Below are 20,303 nucleotides of genomic sequence, written 5' to 3'. Positions count from 1 at the left end.
TACGTCTCATCAATACGCCATTTGTAATAAGCTTTTTTATGCTTTTTCTTCCAAATTTGATATAAAATTGGGGCATATTCTTGAACCCAACGGTACACCGTTGAATGATGAACATTTACACCACGTCCCCTTAATATTTCAGATATATCACGATAACTCAATGCATATCTTAGATAGTAGCCAACGGCTACAGTAATAACATCTTTACTGAATTGTTTATATCTGAGAATAGTTCATACAAAAGACTCCTTTTTATTAAAATTATACTATAAATTCAACTTTGCAACAGAACCTTTTAAATGATTTTGTTATAACAAAAAGTCAGTATTCAATATATCCGCAAAAACATAGAAACAACTGACACTAAAGTAGCATTTCAGAAAGTAGAAAACAGACATGAATACACCTGCTATTTTATTTCACTACATCGACTTGATTTGATTGACTAGTAATATTCTGCCATCTTTTCCAAAAATAATACTTCATAGTGTAAAAATCGCGATTATAAACTTTATTATCAATTATAATACTGTATAAAAAACACCATGAATTTTATGTATTATTTTCTTAATTTCTTAATAGTGCATAAAAGTCAAAATTAATTATAAAGGTGTTTGAATTTATAATGAAGGAACAATATTCATTAGGAGGCAAAGATATGGTTGAAAATTGGTTAGGAATAAATGGAAAAGTAATTATTGTAACAGGTGGCACATCTGGTATCGGTAGACAAATTGTAACTTCATTATTAGAAAATGATGCAGTTGTTTATAATATAGACCTAAAGGATGACCCAGTTGATAACAAAGATTATCATTTTATAGAGACGGATGTAACTAGTAAAGAAGCTGTTGAAAAGGCAGTGAATGCGATTGTGGAAAAACAATCTCGTATAGATGTATTAATTAATAATGCTGGTATTAACTTACCTCGATTATTAGTTGATGTTAAAGGTGAAAAACCAGAGTATGAAATTAATATGAAAGATTTAGATTTAATGTTCGGTGTAAACTTAAAAGGGCCAATTCTATTTAGCCAAGAAGTGAGCAGACATTTTATTAAACAAAATAAAGGTATCATCGTGAATGTTGCTAGTGAAGCTGGTCAAGAAGGATCAGAAGGACAAAGTATATATTCTGCTACAAAAGCAGCTTTAATAGGATTTACGAGAAGTTGGGCTAAAGAATTAGGAAAACATAACATTAAAGTTGTTGCTATAGCACCAGGTATTTTAGAAGAAACTGGTCTAAGAACTAAACAATATGAAGAAGCACTCGCTTATAGTAGAAATACGACAGTAGATAAATTAAATGGTGATTATTCAAAATCTATTCCTCTAGGCAGAGTTGGTAAGTTGTCAGAAGTAGCTGATTTAGTTTGTTATTTAAGTTCGGACAAATCGAGTTACATCACTGGTACAACAATTAATATATCAGGTGGTAAATCACGAGGATAACTTAAAATAGAGAAAGGAGGGAAGGTATTGATATTAAATAAAAAGCATTTATTAATTATTGAAACGCTTAAAAAACAAAATATCTCAATTGATAAACTTTCCCATAAACTTTCTATCTCCCAAAGAACTTTAACGAATTACATTAATCAACTTCAAACATATTTTGAAGGCGCTATTAGTATATTTAAGCAAAATAAAACTCTTTCAATGATAGTAACGTATGAAACAAAATTTTTTAAGTTAATAAAAGATTTAGAGTTTCAAATTTATAATAATTTAGATGAAATAGAGGAACGTAGAGAAAATATATTTCATTATTTGCTTTACCACGGAGTTTGTACGATAGATGATATAGCAGAAGATTTATTTCTGAGCAAAAGTGTAGTTAATAATTATATAAATGAAATTAAAAATGAATTAGAAGAATATAGAGTGAATATTAGAGGTACACAAAATGTTGGTTTACGTGTAGAAGGTAATGAATTGGAAGTAAGAAAAGTATTGATAGAACTATTCAATAGAAAATATAGTTCTTACGCCTTGCCGGATGCTATATACACAGTTCTCAATAATACGAAAGCACAATATAATTTAGATAATGCAACTTTTAACCGTCTCATTACCGCTACTAAAGTTGTTTTGTCTAGAATTAAAAATGGTTATGAAATACAACAAAGAGTACAAATCGATGAAAGCGTATTTGAGTCTGAAGATTTTATAGCTTTAAGCGAAATTAGAGAATATTTAAGTCATCAATACTCCGTAACATTTCCGGATTTAGAAATTTTGCAAATGGTTTTTCAAATTATTGGTAGAAGAGCGTCATTGTTAGATGAAATTATTTCAGAAGACGATCAATCTATTTTGAATCGTATTATTCAACAAACGATAGATGATATTGATTTTTATTACAATATCAAAATCGATGTTGAATTGTTTAGTTCGGATATACAACTTCATATTAAATATCTTATCAATAGACTGATATTCGATATTCGTATACAAAATGATTTTATCGATGAAGTTGAGAATAAGTATCCATTTGCATATGAACTGTCTAAAGTGTTAGCGACTAATATTGAAAAAGAAATCAACATTAAAGTGCCTTTAAATGAACTCGGATTCTTATCCGTTTATTTCAGTGTTTATTTACAGCAATTAGAACAAAAATTTAAAGAAATTCATTCAATCGCATTTATTACTGATCAAGGTTTGAGTAGTGTGAAATTAATGAAAATTCAATTACAAAAAATATTTGGCAATCAAATAATGATAGATGCAATTAACGAAAATGAGTTAAATCACTTTCAAATTGACAATTATGACTTAACGGTATCAACTATTAAAATCAATCGATTGTTTAACAGAATTATTTATATAGACAACATTTTAGATGAACAAGCACTAAAACTTAAAATCGAACAATTTATGATTTACAAAGACGTAAGAAATAAAAAGCTATTTAATCAAAGTATTATAGTGGATTTTCTAACTGAACAAGATGTTTTTCATATTGATGAAAGTATGACATATGAAGAAGTAATTGCTTGTTTATCAAATGAGTTGATTAGTGAGAATAGAGTTGATCATTCTTTTATTTCGAGAATTTTAGAGAGAGAAGAGCATAAAACAACGATAACAGGATGTTTAGGATTTCCACATACGAGTCACCTTTTTCATGGAATATGGCTGAAATTAGCAATTATTAATCAGCCACTACAAGATTGTGAAAAGGTAAAACTAGTTGTGCTCGTTGCGACACCAGAAGCAGAAGTGAATGAAGCGGTGTTAATCCGGTTATATGAAGAAATTTTAGCTATTACGACCAATAGTTATATTATAAATCAAATATGTAAAGATACGGATTACATTGCGCTTGCACATATACTAAATAATGAAATGAGGGTTTAGCTATGTTTTTTATCATGTTAATTGTCATATTAGCTGTTGGATTTGTAATTCAATACTTGTTAGGTTGGCTTCAAATAAAAAACTTCACTAAACATTATACAGAATTACGAGAAAATGGACGTGTGGCTATAGGGAGAAGACCAGCTATTTTTAAATCAGGAACATTAGTGCTACTCCAAATTAATAAGCGTAATGAAATAGAAGATGCTCGTTATATGCAAGGTGTCACAGTATTTTCTAAATTCAAGAAATTAAAAGGTTTAGAAGGTTATAAAATTCATAAATTAAGAGATACTGATTTAATAAAGTACAATAAATTATTAATAAAAGCTATCTTAGACGCCCAACACACATTTAATGTTATTAAATCTGGAGGAGAAATTGAAAAAATACCTTCACCAATGATTAAAGCTGTTAAAAAAATAAATAGAATGTTTAAAAAAGAAGGGAGTAAATCAACATGGACTTCATAGTTAAGTTAGCTGAAGGGTTTATCAATCTATTTCAAACAGGTGCAGATACATTTATAGACTGGATGACAACAATTGTACCTTTAGTATTGATGTTATTAATTGCGATGAACACATTAATTCAATTAATAGGTGAAAAAAGAATTAATATAATTGCACAAAAATCATCTAAAAATCCATTATTAAGATATTTAGTATTACCATTTTTAGGATCATTTATGTTAGCCAATCCCATGGTTCACTCTCTAGGAAGATTTATGCCTGAGAAATATAAGCCAAGTTATTTTGCATCAGCAGCGCAATTCGCACATACAAGCAACGGCTTATTCCCACACATTAATCCAGCGGAATTATTTATATTCTTAGGTATCGCTAATGGGGTTCAACAATTAGGATTACCAATGACAGATTTAGCAGTAAGATATTTACTTGTTGGTTTAGTAATGAACTTTATAGGCGGATGGGTTACTGACTTTACAACTAGTTATGTAGAAAAACAACAAAAAGTAAAATTAAGTACAAAAGTAAAATTAGAAGGATGAGGTGAGGCGTATGAGTAAAAAGGCTAGAATTGTTAAAGGTTCAGGAGGCTTTGGAGGTCCTTTAGAAATTGGAATAGAAGGTAAGAAAGATAAAGTTATGTATGTAACAGGCGGCCACAGACCTGAAATAGTAGATAAAATATGTGAAATTACTGGAGGCTCACCTATAAATGGTTTCGAAACATCAGTACCTGAAGATGAAATTATGGTTGCTGTTATAGATTGCGGTGGGACATTGAGATGTGGTATTTATCCTCAAAAGGGTATTCCTACTGTGAATATTATGGCAACAGGTAAAAGTGGGCCATTGAGACAACATATTACAGAAGATATCTATGTATCAAATGTGGATGTAAATCAAGTTAGTGCAGTGGATGAAAGCAATTCCAGTGAAAGAGCGGAATTAACTGCTTTGACTGAGAAAACTAAAGAAGATGCAACTGCTTCTTATACTAGAGATAAAAAAATCATGGAAACAAGAGCAGAACAAGAAAATAAATCCTTCTTAACGAAAATCGGTCTTGCAGCAGGTAAAGTGATTAATACTTTTTATCAGGCGGCACGTGATGCGGTGGATACAATGTTACACACTATTTTACCGTTTATGGGATTTGTAGCATTGTTAATCGGTATTATCCAAGGCTCTGGAATAGGAGATTTATTTGCTAAGGTTATGTCGCCATTAGCGGGTAACATTTGGGGTCTACTTATAATTGGATTCATATGCTCACTACCATTTTTAAGCCCATTATTAGGTCCAGGCGGTGTAATTGGACAAGTATTAGGAACCTTAATTGGTGTAGAAATTGGGAAAGGGAATATACCACCAAATTTAGCATTACCAGCATTATTTGCAATCAATACTCAAAATGCTGCTGATTTTATACCAGTAGGTTTAGGACTAGCAGAAGCAGAAACGAAAACAATAGAAGTAGGTGTGCCATCTGTATTGTATTCACGTTTCTTAAACGGTGTACCGCGTGTATTTATAGCATGGTTAGCAAGCTTTGGATTATATAAATAAGAAGGAGTGTATAGATAATGTACAAGACAGAAATAAAACGTATAGGAAAAGATGCAACAGCATTCGAAGCTGAAAAGATGGTTATATTATTTGGTGATAATGCACCTGATGAGTTAGTCGATTATTGCTATATAATTGATATAAATGAAATAGACGGAGAAATAACTGAATCACAAATGTTGTTTCTAGATGATAACGAATATAAAATTACAAAAGTAGGTTCTACTGTTAATAAAAATTTAAATGATTTAGGCCATATTACTTTGAAGTTTGATGGAAGTACAGAAGCTGAACAATCTGGAACATTATATTTAGAAGATAAGCCTCTTGCTAATATAGAAGAAGGCACAAAAATAGAAATTAAATAGTTTTTATAAGATATCCCCCCTTAAAAGATGAATTAAATTTAACTTTTAAGGGGGTTTTTAACTTTACTGTACTTTATAATTATATTCAGCTTTTTTTAAAACATATGATAAAATTAGCGCAAACTATATTTTGGATGTATATTGTATCAAGTTTTTCTATATTTATTCAAATAAAAGAGGTTAACACGGATGAACTCACGTTCATAGAATCATATTATCATCAAAATCTTTCGGTAAACGAAATCGCAAAGAGATTGAAACGATCAAGACAGACAATTTATAACGTAATAAATGCACTTAAGACAGGTATAACTGCAGTGGAATATTACCAAGAGTATAGGCAAAGAAAATCAAATTGTGGCAGACATAGAATAGTACTTCCAGAAAATAAGTCAGCTTATATTCGAGAAAAAGTAGCCGATGGCTGGACACCTGACACCATTATTGGCTACGATTCAATTAATCTTGAAAACATAAATACGAATGAATTAATTTTAGCAGTCAAAATCAGAGATGTATTTCTATTAGATAAGGATGAAAGTAAAGAGTATCCTATTAATGAAAGTAAACGTGATAGAAATAACTTGAAGTCGCGAATATTAGGTAATTGGATAATAGGAAAAGATAAAATACATAAAATATATTATTGGTATCAATACAGGTGCTAATAATGCAGTTGTCTCAGCTTATGAAGTATCATTTGAACAAGCGGAAAGTATCGAAACAAATAATGGTAGAATGAGGTATGCGTTTATTGGGCTTTCAGAAAGAGATGCTACTCTAAAAAAATTGAATTTATACAAAAAAGCACTACCAGATTTAAGATTTGGTAGTGGTAGCGCTACAGCATATATAAATAATGGGACAATGAAAGTTGATTAAATGAATAAAAACATCCAATTCCTTGAATTAGCCTTTGAAAATTTTATACTCGTATATATAAGTGAAAAACTTAAAAGAATTAGATGTTAATTAAAGGAGAGAATGCTATGCCATCAAATGATATTGTAAAAAAACTATACTCAAAAGAGGATATTCGATTAGAATTAGGACTTACTCCGCATAAGTTTAATAAAAAAATGGAAACTATTGCTAAGCTTTTTAAAATTGATATGAAAATTTTTCACAATTACAAAGGCCAAGATAAAAATAATCAATATACATTTAATGGCGTCGCAAAAGAATTAATAAAGGTGTTACTAAAAAGTATTGACTATTACCCAGTGGATATAAATTCCAAAGCTTTTAAACAAAACGGAAAATCTAAAAAAGAGATGATTGAAAATATAAATTCATCTAGTTACATGGAATATACTTATCAGTTAATGAAATCTATCAATGAAATTAAATACAAAAGATTAATTGCAGACATACATACGAAAGACGTATATCAAAATACTAAAGTATGGTTAAGCATTGGTGAATCAATTAATAAAAAGGAACAAGAATTATACCAATATATGACACCTTTGTCCATACATAAAAGAATTGAGCTACAAAATGAAGTATTAAAATCTATAGATGAAACGATTTTTCAATTTATGGCAAAAGAACATAGAAACACCCAAATAAAAGAAAATAATGAATTAGAAGAATACACAAATGCAATAAAAGAAGGTAAGTATCCCAAAAAGGATTACGAATTAAACCACCTATTATACGAGAAAAATGAAATGCCATTAGATAGCTTAATTAAAGATGTATGGGACTATGAGGAAACAGAGTATACTGAGCTTGATTGGTTAATTGCAGATATGCTAAAACGTTCACAAAGAGCTGATAGTAATTTTATCGAAAGTTTAGAGAAGAAAAACAAATTGAGAAAAAATATTCATAAAGATTCCATTAAAAGTATATCTAAGTTGATTGATCATGAATTAGTTAAAAATAATAGAAAGTGGGACGTAGCAGAATTTTATAAAAATCAACAATTTTGGAATAATAGTACATTAAGACGTAGCTCTCAAAATTTTGGAATTTTATATTACAAAAAGAATAGGTTACATACAATGAATCAAAGTAATATTATTAAGAAAATAAAAATTATCGAAGCTAATATAAAGAGTGCAAATAAACAGCCGAGCTATTTAGATTTCTTTTTACAAGCTAAGTTTGATTTAGAGAGGTTAGAAAGTGAATTAATGAAATATAGCATTAATCCGAAATATTTTAATAAGATAAATAGTGATTACGTAAGATATGCTATTGAAGATGTACATAATGCAATTATTAAAATTGACAGATATATAAGTAACGAGAAAGTGAAGTTAAACTATTCAAATGCCCAAATGGTAGTGAGAAACGAAATAACAGAACAAGGAAGCTACTTTGTAACCCAGGCATTGAATACACTGTCAAAGGTAGAAGAGTCTGGCTACAGCTTTGATAATTTCATGGTAGGACCTTTCGTAGAAGACTTTAAAAAAGCAATTAAAAATCGTAGATTTGGTTCTAAAAAAGATTAAGATTGTTTTTTAGAGTTAAACATAAGAATAAATTTAAATAAAAAAATAAACCCAACAAACCTTGTTATATCAATGTTTGTTGGGTTTATTTTTTTTGGTGATTTTTTAATAACTCAATTACATCTTAGGATAATATTGATAAATTATACATTGTCGAGGCCAAGACAAATAAAAAATTAAAGCAAAAGTTAGCGCGCAACTTTCTGCTATAAAGGAGCAGATTTATATGGAGACAAGAGACAAACTGATGTCATTGACTCAAAGTGACAAAACACAGCAATGGTTAATGGACAAGTCATCTAACCAAGATGACATTCAACAATTGCAGCAACAATTCAGCCAACAGTTAGATCAAAAATATAATGCACTTTTAGCTGGTGAACAAGCTAAATTAGATCAATACGTGGAAGTACATCAAGGATTGGAAGCATTAAAGGAAGAGATTGAATCAGAATCCATTAAACTTAATATCGATAAATTACCCGATATCAAAGCAACAATGCTTGAAAGAGCTAAGACTGATGAACATTCTGATAAGATCGAAAACCTATTTGATAGGTTAGAACAGGCATTAAATGGTTCGAATCGATTATATACGCAATTATCGTTGATTGGTACTCGAACACATCGAATTACAACTAAAAATTTTAATCTTCAAGGCTTACCTAAAGCAGTCCAACATACGATTTTACCTTCAAAATTTAAGAAGGTGTATACAATCGATTTCAACTCATTTGAACCTTCGGTTGTTGCGTACATGACTCAAGATTCAAAACTGATTGACTTTTTAAATCAGAAAGACGGACTGTATGACGCATTGCTAAGTGAATTAGGCTTATCATATGAGCTACGAGTATTTGTTAAACGTGCATTTATTGGTTCGTTTCTATTTGGCGGCAACTTCGATAGCCCTAAATTCAAGTTGAAACAATATGTAAGTGAAGTGCAATGGTTGGATGCGGTCAGCCAATTTACAAAAGTCATTGAACTTAAGAAACAAATCGAAGAGCATAAAACCATGCCGATGCCCTACGGCATTGAACATGATATGAGCGCATTTCAAGGTAGTAGTATTATGGCAATTTACGTACAAACGGTAGCGAGCTATATTTTCAAGCACATTTTGTTGGAAGTGTACAAAGCACAGTGCGAACAAAAGACGTTCAAGATTATAGTGCCGATACACGATGCGATTATGATTGAATGTGATGATAAAGTAACTGCACGTGATGTTGCTCAGCTAATGAAAAGTACAGCTAACCAGTTGTTCAATGATGAATTTGCACATGTGACAGTGGAAGAACTGGGAGGTGAGGGCCATGAATAATGATAGAGGACAAAGTTTACAAATACCAAGTAGTACATCACTCAAAGAAAATTATATATATGTAGCTACGTTATATTCTGTGAGAGAAACAAATTTCTCAGGTGATGTGAAACATCAATTCACATATGAAATTGAAGTGAATAATCAGATCGTATATGTGAATCGTAATATCTCAACACAAAAGACAGCTAAGCAGTTGTCAATCAATGATTGGCTTAAACGTCACAGTAATTATAGCTCCACTCATGAGAATTATGACCCTTACATTGATAGAAAGCATTTAATCCATGTAGGTTGCTTTAACGGTAATTACTATGTACAAGATGTAGCATCATTAAATGAAGATGGAGGATTATTATAATGAATCATATATTACAAATGTTATCTAAGCTATTAAGTGTGGCTAAGGAGGCAATCGACCGTCAAGGTCTGATTGCTATCCTAACCATTAGTGTTGGAAATGATGATGAAATAGACAAGTCTGAACAAGCTATAACGATGTATAACGAGCTTATCGATAAGCTACAGCTTAACATTCCTAAAGATGTCGACTATAGACCTAACATATACAGTTATTTTGGCATTCAAAAAAAGCCAAATGACACAATATTAGTGGAAATGATGATAAGTATTTTTCATATCAAGCGTTTTGATTCAGAGTTGTTTATTTTCAAAGATATAGGTTGGCAAAAGGTAAATGAAGATGAATTACAAGGGTTGATATCTAAAATGATACAAGTGTTGTTAATAGATTATAAACCTTCACTAAGTACTCTGACAAACATAGTGAATGGCTTACAAAAATCAACAGATGTAGAAGAGCTTATTGAGGATAAGCAGTATATTGGTTGCGGTCCTAGCATGTTTAATCTAAATACATTTGAAGTTGTTAAAAACTGTATAGATATATTCCCTAAAACACGCTTGAATATAGAAATAGATAAAGGTGATGTTATAAATGAAAATATACCTGACCACTTCAGTAAATACATGCTAGAGCTTGCTAACTTTGATACCGATTTAAAGCACTTTCTGATACAGCATACAGCAATACTGCTTACTGCTAATACCAAACTACGAAGAGGTTTGATTCTCTATGGCGCTGCTAATAATGGAAAATCAGTATATATAAAGTTGTTGAAATCATTCTTTCATCAAAATGACGTTATATCAAAAACGCTAAACGAACTTGGTGGACGCTTTGATAAAGAAAGCTTAATTGGGAAACGATTAATGGCAAGTGATGAAATTGGTGAGGCAAGAATCAATGAGAAGGTAGTAAATGACTTTAAGAAGTTACTTTCAGTTGAACCTATCCATGTTGATAGAAAGGGACAGACACAAGTAGAAGTCACATTAGATTTAAAACTGATTTTTAATACTAATGCTGTACTAAACTTTCCATCTGAGCACGCAAAAGCATTAGAGCGTAGAATTGCTGTTATTCCATGTGAATATTATGTTGAAAAAGCTGACCCCGACTTAATTGAAAAGTTACAGGATGAAAAGAAAGAAATCTTTCTTTACTTGATGTATGTGTATAAGCAAATTGTAAAAAATGATATCGAGTACCTCCAAAATGATCGTGTTACTTAAATTTCTCATGATTGGTTAAATTTTGGATATGAATTTGTTTCTAGTAAATCAGCAAATACTGCACATCAGAAAGCGAGTATTAATTTACTCAGAAAACTTATAGAAATCAAACCAGGATCACGAATCAAAGTATCCGAGTTAAATAAAGTTATTAATGAAGAAATAAAGGTGAGTTCTCAGGTTATTAAAAAGTTAATTCAAGCAAACTTTGATACTCAAACCAAATTATACAATGGCTACGATTATTGGATTGATTTAGGTTGGAAAGAAGCCGATAAAAAAGAGATTCATGATATTTCAGAAAAAGATAATATTATTTCATTTGATAAAAATGAAAATATAACAGACGATGAGGCATTAGATGAAGAAAATTTGGACTTTGATTGGGAGGACTTTGACGATGAATAATGAACAAATCGAAGCATTTGTAGAAGTGCTTGTGCCTATCATAGAAGAACGTATCAATAAAGGTAAGTAATCTAATTACGTACTACAGGCAGTTGCCTGTAGTACTCATATGATTAAGTGGTAAAAGTGATAAAAATGAAACGAAATTATAAATATATATTATCTATATGTTGTTATAAGACCGATAGTCTGTAGCAATAATCTAATAAAAGGAGAACGGTATGATATGAAGGGTAAAATTGCACTTTATTCACGTGTTAGTACGTCTGAGCAGTCAGAACATGGTTATTCTGAAAAAGAGCAGGAACAAGTACTCATCAAAGAAGTTGTGAAAAATTTCCCAGGTTATGACTATGAGACATATACTGACTCAGGCATTTCAGGTAAAAATATTGAAGGTCGTCCGGCAATGAAACGTCTATTACAAGATGTTAAGGATAATAAAATCGAAATGGTATTAAGTTGGAAATTGAATCGTATTTCTCGCTCAATGAGAGACGTGTTCAATATTATTCATGAATTCAAAGAACATGGCGTAGGGTATAAATCGATTTCTGAGAATATTGATACATCCAATGCTTCTGGAGAAGTACTCGTTACAATGTTTGGGCTAATAGGATCTATAGAACGCCAGACTTTGATTTCCAATGTGAAACTTTCTATGAATGCTAAGGCAAGGAGTGGAGAGGCAATCACAGGTCGTGTTTTAGGCTACAAATTATCACTTAATCCATTGACACAGAAAAATGATTTAGTTATTGATGAAAATGAAGCTCATATTGTACGGGAAATCTTTGATTTATATTTGAATCACAATAAAGGACTTAAAGCAATCACGACAATTCTAAATCAAAAAGGATATCGCACCATTAATCAAAAACCATTTTCAGTGTTTGGCGTGAAATATATTTTGAATAATCCAGTCTATAAAGGCTATGTCAGATTCAATAACCATCAAAATTGGGCTGTTCAGCGAAGAAGTGGTAAAAGTGATAAAAATGATGTGATATTGGTCAAAGGTAAACATGAAGCCATTATAAGTGAAGATGTATTTGATCAAGTTCATGAGAAACTAGCTTCTAAAAGTTTTAAACCGGGTCGACCTATTGGTGGAGATTTCTACTTACGTGGCCTTATTAAATGCCCAGAATGCGGAAATAATATGGTATGTCGACGGACGTATTATAAAACGAAAAAGTCCAAAGAACGGACAATCAAACGCTATTACATTTGTTCATTATTCAACCGCTCAGGAAGTTCTGCCTGTCATAGTAATGCGATTAATGCTGAAGTCGTCGAACGCGTAATCAATGTTCATTTGAATCGTATTCTTTCACAACCTAATGTTATTAAGCAGATTGCGTCAAGTGTGATAGAAGAACTGAAACAAAAGCATAGTAAACAAACAGAAATAAAATATGATATTGATAGTTTAGAAAAACAAAAAGCAAAAGTTAAAACACAACAAGAACGATTATTGGAATTGTTCTTAGATGATGAAATGGATAGCGAAATGTTAAAAGCTAAACAAAGTGAAATGAATCAACAGTTAGAAGTATTAGACCAACAAATTAAAGAAGCAAAACAAGCAAATCAATCACAGGATGATATACCCAATTTTGATAAGTTAAAAGCACGACTCATTTTGATGATAACACGATTCAGTGTGTACTTAAGAAAGGCTACACCCGAAGCTAAAAATCAACTTATGAAAATGTTAATTGATTCAATTGAAATTACGACAGATAAACAAGTAAAACTTGTAAGGTATAAAATTGATGAAAGTCTTATCCCTCAATCTTTGAAAAAAGATTGGGGGTCTTTTTTTATGCCCAAATTCCAATTTGAAATATATGGTCAAAATTATTATTTCATCGACCAAATTACCACTTTTACCACTTAATCATATTAGTGATAGAAGTGAGGGAAATGAACTGAATATCAGATATATATTATAAAAATGATGTGATAAATGTGTGCATCAATCAAATACACTAGGAGGTCATAATTATGACATTGGAACAACAAGTCAAAAACTATATTACGAATCTATTCAAATTACCCAAAGACGAGGTGTGGGACTGTGAAGCAATTGATGAAGTTGCTGATAATATCATACCTGATCAATATGTAAGACTCGGGTCAAAGAAGTATTGGATATGTTAGAAACAAGCAATAAAAAGGTTAGTATACTGACAAATCCTCAAACAAATGAGATGATGCACCCGTTGAATCTCTTTGCCAGAAAAGCATGGACAATCAAATCATTAAAGGAAATGAAAATAAATAATTTATGACACTTTCTTATTAGTTAGTTATTTTAAAAAAGTCTTTATTATCAAAATAAATATAGAGAAGTTTTGTAAATTTGATATATAATGATAACAAACGAAGTGTAAATGCATTGCTTATTATATCATTAGTGATATTATTAGTAATTTTATTAGCAGTAGGATTAGATACAGCAAGTCATATGTATCAGGTTGATTGAAGATATGTAGACCTCTAAAAAGTCTAGCAGCAATTTATTATATCGTCGTAGTTTGGGGTTACTAATTTAAAATAATAAGGGGAGATAAAATGAAAAATTTATTAATGGTCTTAGCATCAGTAGCTTTATTAGCAGTTATCTTAGCGGCAGGAGTATTTGGATATAAGAGTTTTACAGATATTAATAATAGTAAAGAAGATAAGAACGGGGAGGAAGTAAAATCAAATAAAGAAAAAGAGTCTAAAAAAGAAGCAAAAAAAGAGCAAAAAAATGAAGAACAGAATGTTGAAGAATCAACTGAATTAGCACAAGAACAAACAATAGAAGAACAAACTGTAGAGGAAAATAAAGAACTAGATGTAAATGCGGAAATTGCTAAAGCAGATAAAGATGGTGACGGTGTTGCAACAAGAGATGAAATGACACCAGAATTATGGGAATTAACCAGACAAGGAAAGTTCCAACCAACTTCTCGTGAAATATATTATCAAGATCCAAACGCAAGTGAAAAAGATGATGAGCCAGTAACAGATAATGAAGTTAACAATATTGATGATGAAGAAGAACGTGGAGATGTAGGTATGGACATGGAGCAACAACAAAGAAACATTGATGCTCTTAAGGAATCAGAATAAAATAATAAGGAAAGTAATTATTTAAAATATCAATGATGATAAACATCCTAAATGCCCTTTATGAAAAATATTATGGATGCCGACTTGATTTTATTAGCTTGAAGAACAAATCAAAACGTCTCAACAATCTAATCTAGAAGAAACAAAAGTACCAGACTTTGATAAGTTGAAGAGTCGTCTAAATTTGATAATAAGTCGTTTTAGTGTTTATTTAAGAGAAGCAAATCCTGAAGCAAAAAATCAGCTTATGAAGTTGTTGATTGATTCTGTTGAAATTACTACAGATAAAACAGGGCTCTATAATAAATTGGACTGATGACTAAAAATCATCAGTCCAATTTTTATGTTTGAATACAAAAATGGCGCAATTACCTCTATAATTATTAGCTACCAAACAAAATAAAAAAGAAAGGTAATGCGCCTATGTGTAAGTCTATATTAAATACATTAAGAATTAAAGATAAAAATCTAAATTTTTCAGATGAAGTGATTGAGAAAAAACATAAAGGACGAATGAGCTTATTTTACTATGCCGAGCTCACTTATCAACCTACACATTGTGAAAATTGTTCAACTAAAAATGAAAATTTCTCAATAGTAAAAAATGGTAAGAAAACCTCAACGATTACTTTACTTAAAATTATGGAAATGCCCGCTTATTTAGAACTTCAAAAACAAAGATTTTATTGTAAATCATGTGACAGTCATTTTACTGCTAAATCTAATATTGTCGACGCTCATTGTTTTATTTCTAATAAAACAAAACTTGCAGTTTTAGATAAAGCACAAGAATACCGCTCTCAAAAATCTATCGCTAAGTCATGCTTAGTATCATCAATGACTGTGTCTAGAGTGATTAATCAAGCGGCAAGCGACGTAGGTCAGTCTTCTTTTGATGCTCTACCTGAACACTTAATGATGGACGAATTTAAAAGTGTTAAAAATGTTATCGGAAAAATGAGCTTTATTTATGCAGATGCTGTATCGCACCGCATCGTAGATGTGGTAGCGGATCGTAAGTTAAAATCGCTTAAAGATCATTTTTATCGCTATTCTTTAAAACTTAGACAAAAAGTCAAAACAGTAACGATTGATATGTATGAACCATATATGTCACTAATCAAACAATTATTTCCTAACGCGAAGATTATTATTGATCGTTTTCATATTGTTCAATCTTTAAATCGAGCGTTAAATATGTCTAGAGTTCATGTAATGAATAGTTATAGAATCTCTAATAGACCGCTTTATAATAAATATAAAAGTTATTGGAAACTATTTCTTAAACCTTTTGAAACGCTAGAAGCATTTAATTATCATAAAGTCCATTTATTTAAAGAGTGGAAAACCGAAAAAGGCATTATAAATTACTTATTAGGTGTAGATATAGAATTATTTAATACATATCACTACGTTCATGAGCTAAGAAGATTATTAAAAGAAAATCAAATAGAGAAATTTAATCATAAACTCTTTTCTATTCATCTTTCAGATGTGTGTACTAAATTACGCCCAGTCATTAGAACTTTAAGACGATTAGCAGCTTTCATTGAAAATACTATGACATATTCTAACCTGACCAACGGTCCGTTAGAAGGAATTAATAATAAAATCAAACTCATTAAAAGGGTATCTTTTGGTTATAGAAATTATGATAATTTGAGTAATCGAATTATTATAACTTCGCGACTATTTGCCTCAACAACAAAGAAAGAGATTAAACAACCTAATGTTGCTTAATCTCAATATTTGGACTCATCAGTCCGATTTGACGTAGAGCCTAAAAAAGTGAAGCTCATACGGTATAAAATTGATGAAAGTCTTATCCCTCAATCTTTGAAAAAAGATTGGGGGTCTTTTTTTATGCCTAAATTTAACTTTGTGATAAATGTCGCAAATGAAAATAGAATTGAAAATTTATCACTTTTACCACTTTTTTAGAGTGACAAAAGTGGAGGAATTTTGAAATATTTTATAAATATATATTTTATTTATGGAGTACACATTATTAATTAAGGAGGTCATTATAATGACGCTAAGCAAACAACTTAAAACGTATATTACTGAACGATTTAAATTAAATTATCAAGAAACTTGGGCTTGTGAAACCGTAGATGCGGTGGCTGAAGATGTATTACCTGAAAAATATATTAAAAATAGTCCACTTGAAAATAAAATTTTAAATACTTTTACCTATTACAATGATGAATTACATGAAATCAGCATTTACCCTTTTTTATGTTATCTAGATAAGGAATTAGTAGCAATAGGTTATTTAGATAATTTTGATTTAGACTTTATATTTTTGAATGACACTCATCAAGTTATTATTGATGAACGCTACTTGTTACAAAAAGGGGGCCAATAATTATGAATTGGATCAAGGTCGCTCAACTATCTGTCACAGTTATCAATGAAGTCATTGAGATCATGAAAGAAAAACAGAATGGAGAAAAATAGTATGAACATCAATCGATACATCACAAGAGGAATTAATGAAAGTATTCCACTAGACCTTCAAATCTTACTTTGGAATATGGTAAAAGAACGGGACAATCAACCTCATACAGATTACCTACACATTTTTAGACTACAAGAAGATGAGAATATACTCTCAATCACATATGAACAAGAACAACCCGCATATAAATTGGAATATAACTATATAAACTATGTAAAAAATCAAAACACATTACCTAAGAAAGTCTACGTCATTCGTGAAGATGATGTAGACGTTTTTTATTATGTGATGCTTTTACCAGAAGAATATTAAAAGGAGTGACGATGATGAATACAATCAAAAGTACGATATACACAGAAGCGATTTTTAGCGACGATGAACAACACCGCTACTTACTCAAAAAGACGTGGGATGAAAAGAAGCCTGCATGTACGGTAATCACCATGTACCCTCATCTAGATGGCGTATTATCACTCGATCTTACTACTGTTCTCATTCTCAATCAGTTAGCCAATTCAGAGCAATACGGTGCTGTATATCTTGTAAATCTATTTTCGAATATTAAAACACCCGAAAATCTTAAACATATCAAAGAGCCATACGATGAGCACACAAACATTCACTTGATGAAAGCGATAAGTGAAAGTGACACAGTGATTCTAGCTTATGGAGCTTATGCGAAGCGTCCCGTTGTTGTTGAACGCGTTGAACAAGTGATGGAAATGTTAAAACCTCATAAAAAGAAAGTAAAAAAGCTCATAAATCCAGCAACGAATGAAATTATGCATCCGCTTAATCCTAAAGCGCGTCAAAAATGGACATTGAAATAAAGGAGGATTATCTATGAACCATGAAACTAAACAATCAGATTGGCGAACGGTTGCTAATTGTTTAGAATCGCAAATTTATATATCGATCGTAAAAGGATTAGTACATCATTTCACAGCGATTGAAGATGAAGAAATACTTGATAAAATCTATGATGATTTTATGAATGATGACTCTATAACAACGGTACTTAACAATGATTTACAGACAATCATTAACCATTATCTATCAAAATAAAGACTATACTAATTACAATAAAAACAGAGCATCCTTCACTTTGCGGTGAGGGATGCTCTTTTAGTTTATTTTTTTAGTGATTACTCAATACGAGAGTAATATAAAAATTATTTAAGGTTAAATGTATTACTAGTAAATATTTATAATTTTAATTTTTCATCACTTAATTGTTAGTTTAAAAATTAAATATATTTCAAAATTCTGTTATAAATAATAATATAATGTAACTAGTAATAAATATTTATTTATGAATAGGAGTAACTACTAATGAATTTATCATCTATAATTCAAAAAATAGGTAATACATATTTAAAAGAGAAAAAATCAGGTAATTTTACGGAAGCACCCGTTGGAAAATTAGTAAGAGATGATTTAGTTCAAGAATTAAAAAAAATTGAAGAGTTAAAAGATTTTAAAATTAAAGGAAGTATCGGTAATGGACAATTTGCTTCTATACCTTGGGTTGCTATGATGAATAAAGAAATAACAAGCTCAACTACAAAAGGTATAGACATTGTTTTCTTATTTAGTGGTGATGGAAACAAAGTATATTTAACTCTGAATCAAGGCTCTACATTTTTTAAAAACAAAAATTTAAAGGAAAAGGAGATATTAAAAATCTCAAGATTAATCTATGAACTAATAGATTCTCCTGAAACTGAACCTATTAGTATTGATTTAAAATCCACTACTCCATTAGGCAAGAGCTATGAAAAAACTACAATCAGTGGTTTTGAATACGACATTAACGATATGCCATCTTCAATAGCAATAAAAAAAGATATCATAAAACTTTTGAATGACTATAAACAAATAGTTACTAAATATAAAGAAAACGGTAATGATATTGAACAATTCTATCGATATGTATTAAGTTCAAAATATAATAAATACCAACTATTTAAAAATTTATTTGAAAACTTTGTAAAGCAAAGCCAAAATAATATCATTAGTGATAAAAAAGTAATGTAATACCAGAAGAAGGTCTTGAGAGTGTAGAAATTAAAAAAATCAAGGACTATAATTCTATATGCATAGATAACAATGATTTTCATGTTCATCTGTTTAATAGTGGACAATATGGAAGAAAAGATGGCAATGGAAGTGGAAAAATACCATATATATGCTATCAATCTTCTCATAAAAAATGGATAACTATAAGAACAACTTTTGAAAATTATAAAATGATTAATGTAAGTATTACAATATGGGATGAGTTAAAACAAGTAGACCAAAAAACAGGACGTAATTACAACCTTAAAGATATGAATTTATTTTCTAGCAATTCGCCTAATGATTATTTCAAACAATTTTATGATGATTATATAAGTTATAAAAATGAGAGTGATGTAATGGGAGAAAAAGACTTTGTAAAAGATTTAAATAAAAAGTTAATGAAATCAAAAAATATTATTTTAAGAGGATCTCCAGGAACAGGAAAGAGTTATTTAAGTAAAGCAATAGCTTCAGAACTAATTGGCACAGCAATAGAAGAATTAGAAGACTCAGATCAATTTGAATTTGTTCAATTTCATCCTAGCTACGATTACACTGATTTTGTTGAAGGGATTCGACCTACCGTTTCTCAAACTGGGGAAATGGGTTTCGAATTAAGATCCGGCATATTTAAAGAATTTTGTAGTAAGGCCGCACGTTCACTTAATAATTCTGAAAATAAGAAATTTGTATTTGTTATAGATGAAATAAATAGAGGAGAAATTTCAAAAATATTTGGAGAATTATTTTTCTCAATAGATCCTAGTTATAGAGGAAAAAAAGGATCAGTAAAAACGCAATATACTAATATGGAGAAATCTGAAGACAAATTTTATATTCCAAATAATGTTTATATTATTGGAACGATGAACGATATTGACCGTTCAATAGATACTTTTGATTTTGCAATGAGACGTAGATTTAGATTTATTAAAATTGAAGCAAACGAAAATACGCAAATGTTGGAAACTTTAGGTGATAAAAAAGATGAAGCAATTGATCGAATGGTAAGACTCAATGAAGCTATTTCAAGTGTTTAAGAATTAAATAGTAATTATCATATAGGTGCTGCATACTTCTTAAAGTTA

At 30.3% G+C, this 20,303-nt stretch carries 18 protein-coding genes and 6 pseudogenes; 23 read left to right on the top strand and 1 reads right to left on the bottom strand.

The window, feature by feature from the left end; translation table 11 throughout:
• Positions 1-230, bottom strand: a pseudogene (locus AK212_RS13235) (IS6 family transposase); the annotation flags it as partial.
• 428 nt (positions 231-658) lie between these two features.
• On the opposite strand from AK212_RS13235, the gene AK212_RS11900 reads away from it, so the two are divergent.
• The 23 genes and pseudogenes from AK212_RS11900 (at position 659) to AK212_RS13890 (ending at position 20,255) form a co-directional block, all read left to right on the top strand.
• A complete protein-coding gene (locus tag AK212_RS11900) occupies positions 659-1,456 on the top strand; it encodes an SDR family oxidoreductase (protein ID WP_031797399.1) in 798 nt (265 codons plus the stop codon).
• 27 nt (positions 1,457-1,483) lie between these two features.
• Complete coding sequence (locus tag AK212_RS11895; protein WP_031797400.1) at positions 1,484-3,367, top strand: BglG family transcription antiterminator; 1,884 nt, start codon at positions 1,484-1,486, stop codon at positions 3,365-3,367.
• Between the two features lie 2 nt (positions 3,368-3,369).
• Positions 3,370-3,840 carry a transcriptional regulator GutM gene (locus AK212_RS11890; protein ID WP_031797401.1) on the top strand — a complete coding sequence of 157 codons (471 nt, stop codon included), beginning with the start codon at positions 3,370-3,372 and terminating at the stop codon, positions 3,838-3,840.
• Positions 3,828-4,379 carry a PTS glucitol/sorbitol transporter subunit IIC gene (gene srlA / locus AK212_RS11885; protein ID WP_031797402.1) on the top strand — a complete coding sequence of 184 codons (552 nt, stop codon included), beginning with the start codon at positions 3,828-3,830 and terminating at the stop codon, positions 4,377-4,379. The genes AK212_RS11890 and srlA overlap by 13 nt, the downstream gene beginning before the upstream one ends.
• A gap of 10 nt (positions 4,380-4,389) precedes the next feature.
• Positions 4,390-5,403, top strand: a complete 1,014-nt coding sequence (srlE, locus tag AK212_RS11880) for a PTS glucitol/sorbitol transporter subunit IIB (protein WP_031797403.1) — start codon at positions 4,390-4,392, stop codon at positions 5,401-5,403.
• A gap of 17 nt (positions 5,404-5,420) precedes the next feature.
• Positions 5,421-5,771, top strand: coding sequence for a PTS glucitol/sorbitol transporter subunit IIA (locus tag AK212_RS11875; protein WP_031797404.1), 351 nt, complete (start codon positions 5,421-5,423; stop codon positions 5,769-5,771).
• Between the two features lie 134 nt (positions 5,772-5,905).
• A pseudogene (locus tag AK212_RS14030) lies at positions 5,906-6,220 on the top strand (helix-turn-helix domain-containing protein); the annotation flags it as partial.
• Positions 6,218-6,653: pseudogene (locus AK212_RS14025) on the top strand (LEM-3-like GIY-YIG domain-containing protein); the annotation flags it as partial. The pseudogenes AK212_RS14030 and AK212_RS14025, both read left to right, overlap by 3 nt.
• A gap of 107 nt (positions 6,654-6,760) precedes the next feature.
• Positions 6,761-8,236 carry a DUF6038 family protein gene (locus AK212_RS11865; protein ID WP_031797406.1) on the top strand — a complete coding sequence of 492 codons (1,476 nt, stop codon included), beginning with the start codon at positions 6,761-6,763 and terminating at the stop codon, positions 8,234-8,236.
• Positions 8,237-8,462: 226 nt separating this feature from the next.
• Positions 8,463-9,563 carry a DNA polymerase gene (locus tag AK212_RS11860; RefSeq protein ID WP_053031281.1) on the top strand — a complete coding sequence of 367 codons (1,101 nt, stop codon included), beginning with the start codon at positions 8,463-8,465 and terminating at the stop codon, positions 9,561-9,563.
• Positions 9,556-9,924, top strand: coding sequence for a hypothetical protein (locus tag AK212_RS11855; protein ID WP_031869694.1), 369 nt, complete (start codon positions 9,556-9,558; stop codon positions 9,922-9,924). Before AK212_RS11860 ends, AK212_RS11855 begins: the two co-directional genes overlap by 8 nt.
• A pseudogene (locus tag AK212_RS11850) lies at positions 9,924-11,567 on the top strand (DUF5906 domain-containing protein). The gene AK212_RS11855 and the pseudogene AK212_RS11850 overlap by 1 nt, the downstream one beginning before the upstream one ends.
• Positions 11,568-11,793: 226 nt before the next feature.
• Complete coding sequence (ccrC, locus tag AK212_RS11845; RefSeq protein ID WP_053031279.1) at positions 11,794-13,470, top strand: cassette chromosome recombinase CcrC; 1,677 nt, start codon at positions 11,794-11,796, stop codon at positions 13,468-13,470.
• Positions 13,471-13,577: 107 nt separating this feature from the next.
• Positions 13,578-13,709 (top strand): annotated as a pseudogene (locus AK212_RS13480) (SAUGI family uracil-DNA glycosylase inhibitor); the annotation flags it as partial.
• 438 nt (positions 13,710-14,147) lie between these two features.
• Positions 14,148-14,693: a hypothetical protein gene (locus tag AK212_RS11840; RefSeq protein ID WP_053031277.1), complete on the top strand. Its 546-nt coding sequence runs from the start codon at positions 14,148-14,150 to the stop codon at positions 14,691-14,693.
• Positions 14,694-14,790: 97 nt separating this feature from the next.
• Positions 14,791-14,982: pseudogene (locus tag AK212_RS13900) on the top strand (cassette chromosome recombinase CcrC); the annotation flags it as partial.
• Positions 14,983-15,116: 134 nt separating this feature from the next.
• Positions 15,117-16,433: an ISL3 family transposase gene (locus AK212_RS11835; RefSeq protein ID WP_053031275.1), complete on the top strand. Its 1,317-nt coding sequence runs from the start codon at positions 15,117-15,119 to the stop codon at positions 16,431-16,433.
• A 289-nt stretch (positions 16,434-16,722) separates the two neighbouring features.
• Positions 16,723-17,061 carry an SAUGI family uracil-DNA glycosylase inhibitor gene (locus tag AK212_RS11830; protein ID WP_053031273.1) on the top strand — a complete coding sequence of 113 codons (339 nt, stop codon included), beginning with the start codon at positions 16,723-16,725 and terminating at the stop codon, positions 17,059-17,061.
• 93 nt (positions 17,062-17,154) lie between these two features.
• On the top strand, positions 17,155-17,466 hold the full coding sequence (locus AK212_RS11825; protein WP_053031271.1) for a DUF960 family protein: 312 nt from the start codon (positions 17,155-17,157) through the stop codon (positions 17,464-17,466).
• A 14-nt stretch (positions 17,467-17,480) separates the two neighbouring features.
• Entirely contained in the window at positions 17,481-17,984 is a 504-nt protein-coding gene (locus AK212_RS11820) for a DUF1643 domain-containing protein (protein WP_053031269.1), read from the top strand.
• Between the two features lie 13 nt (positions 17,985-17,997).
• Positions 17,998-18,219, top strand: coding sequence for a hypothetical protein (locus AK212_RS11815; protein WP_053031267.1), 222 nt, complete (start codon positions 17,998-18,000; stop codon positions 18,217-18,219).
• Positions 18,220-18,486: 267 nt separating this feature from the next.
• The gene (locus tag AK212_RS13895; protein WP_154392031.1) at positions 18,487-19,191 is read left to right on the top strand and encodes an MrcB family domain-containing protein; all 705 of its coding nucleotides are present in this window, start codon (positions 18,487-18,489) and stop codon (positions 19,189-19,191) included.
• Between the two features lie 212 nt (positions 19,192-19,403).
• The gene (locus AK212_RS13890; RefSeq protein WP_231119759.1) at positions 19,404-20,255 is read left to right on the top strand and encodes an McrB family protein; all 852 of its coding nucleotides are present in this window, start codon (positions 19,404-19,406) and stop codon (positions 20,253-20,255) included.
• The last annotated feature ends 48 nt before the right edge of the window (positions 20,256-20,303 follow it).

The organism is Staphylococcus borealis (genome assembly GCF_001224225.1).
GTDB classification, from domain to species: Bacteria; Bacillota; Bacilli; order Staphylococcales; family Staphylococcaceae; genus Staphylococcus; species Staphylococcus borealis.
This window is presented reverse-complemented; position numbering and strand designations above follow the sequence as displayed.

Excerpts from the sequence above, each read along its gene's own strand:
- srlE (WP_031797403.1), top strand. The coding sequence starts at position 4,390 with ATGAGTAAAAAGGCTAGAATTGTTAAAGGTTCAGGAGGCTTTGGAGGT.
- ccrC (WP_053031279.1), top strand. The coding sequence starts at position 11,794 with ATGAAGGGTAAAATTGCACTTTATTCACGTGTTAGTACGTCTGAGCAG.
- AK212_RS11875 (WP_031797404.1), top strand. The coding sequence starts at position 5,421 with ATGTACAAGACAGAAATAAAACGTATAGGAAAAGATGCAACAGCATTC.
- AK212_RS11840 (WP_053031277.1), top strand. The coding sequence starts at position 14,148 with ATGAAAAATTTATTAATGGTCTTAGCATCAGTAGCTTTATTAGCAGTT.
- AK212_RS11830 (WP_053031273.1), top strand. The coding sequence starts at position 16,723 with ATGACGCTAAGCAAACAACTTAAAACGTATATTACTGAACGATTTAAA.
- AK212_RS11865 (WP_031797406.1), top strand. The coding sequence starts at position 6,761 with ATGCCATCAAATGATATTGTAAAAAAACTATACTCAAAAGAGGATATT.
- AK212_RS13895 (WP_154392031.1), top strand. The coding sequence starts at position 18,487 with ATGAATTTATCATCTATAATTCAAAAAATAGGTAATACATATTTAAAA.
- AK212_RS11855 (WP_031869694.1), top strand. The coding sequence starts at position 9,556 with ATGAATAATGATAGAGGACAAAGTTTACAAATACCAAGTAGTACATCA.
- AK212_RS11835 (WP_053031275.1), top strand. The coding sequence starts at position 15,117 with ATGTGTAAGTCTATATTAAATACATTAAGAATTAAAGATAAAAATCTA.
- AK212_RS11815 (WP_053031267.1), top strand. The coding sequence starts at position 17,998 with ATGAACCATGAAACTAAACAATCAGATTGGCGAACGGTTGCTAATTGT.
- AK212_RS11820 (WP_053031269.1), top strand. The coding sequence starts at position 17,481 with ATGAATACAATCAAAAGTACGATATACACAGAAGCGATTTTTAGCGAC.
- AK212_RS11825 (WP_053031271.1), top strand. The coding sequence starts at position 17,155 with ATGAACATCAATCGATACATCACAAGAGGAATTAATGAAAGTATTCCA.
- AK212_RS11900 (WP_031797399.1), top strand. The coding sequence starts at position 659 with ATGGTTGAAAATTGGTTAGGAATAAATGGAAAAGTAATTATTGTAACA.
- srlA (WP_031797402.1), top strand. The coding sequence starts at position 3,828 with ATGGACTTCATAGTTAAGTTAGCTGAAGGGTTTATCAATCTATTTCAA.
- AK212_RS11860 (WP_053031281.1), top strand. The coding sequence starts at position 8,463 with ATGGAGACAAGAGACAAACTGATGTCATTGACTCAAAGTGACAAAACA.
- AK212_RS11890 (WP_031797401.1), top strand. The coding sequence starts at position 3,370 with ATGTTTTTTATCATGTTAATTGTCATATTAGCTGTTGGATTTGTAATT.
- AK212_RS13890 (WP_231119759.1), top strand. The coding sequence starts at position 19,404 with ATGATTAATGTAAGTATTACAATATGGGATGAGTTAAAACAAGTAGAC.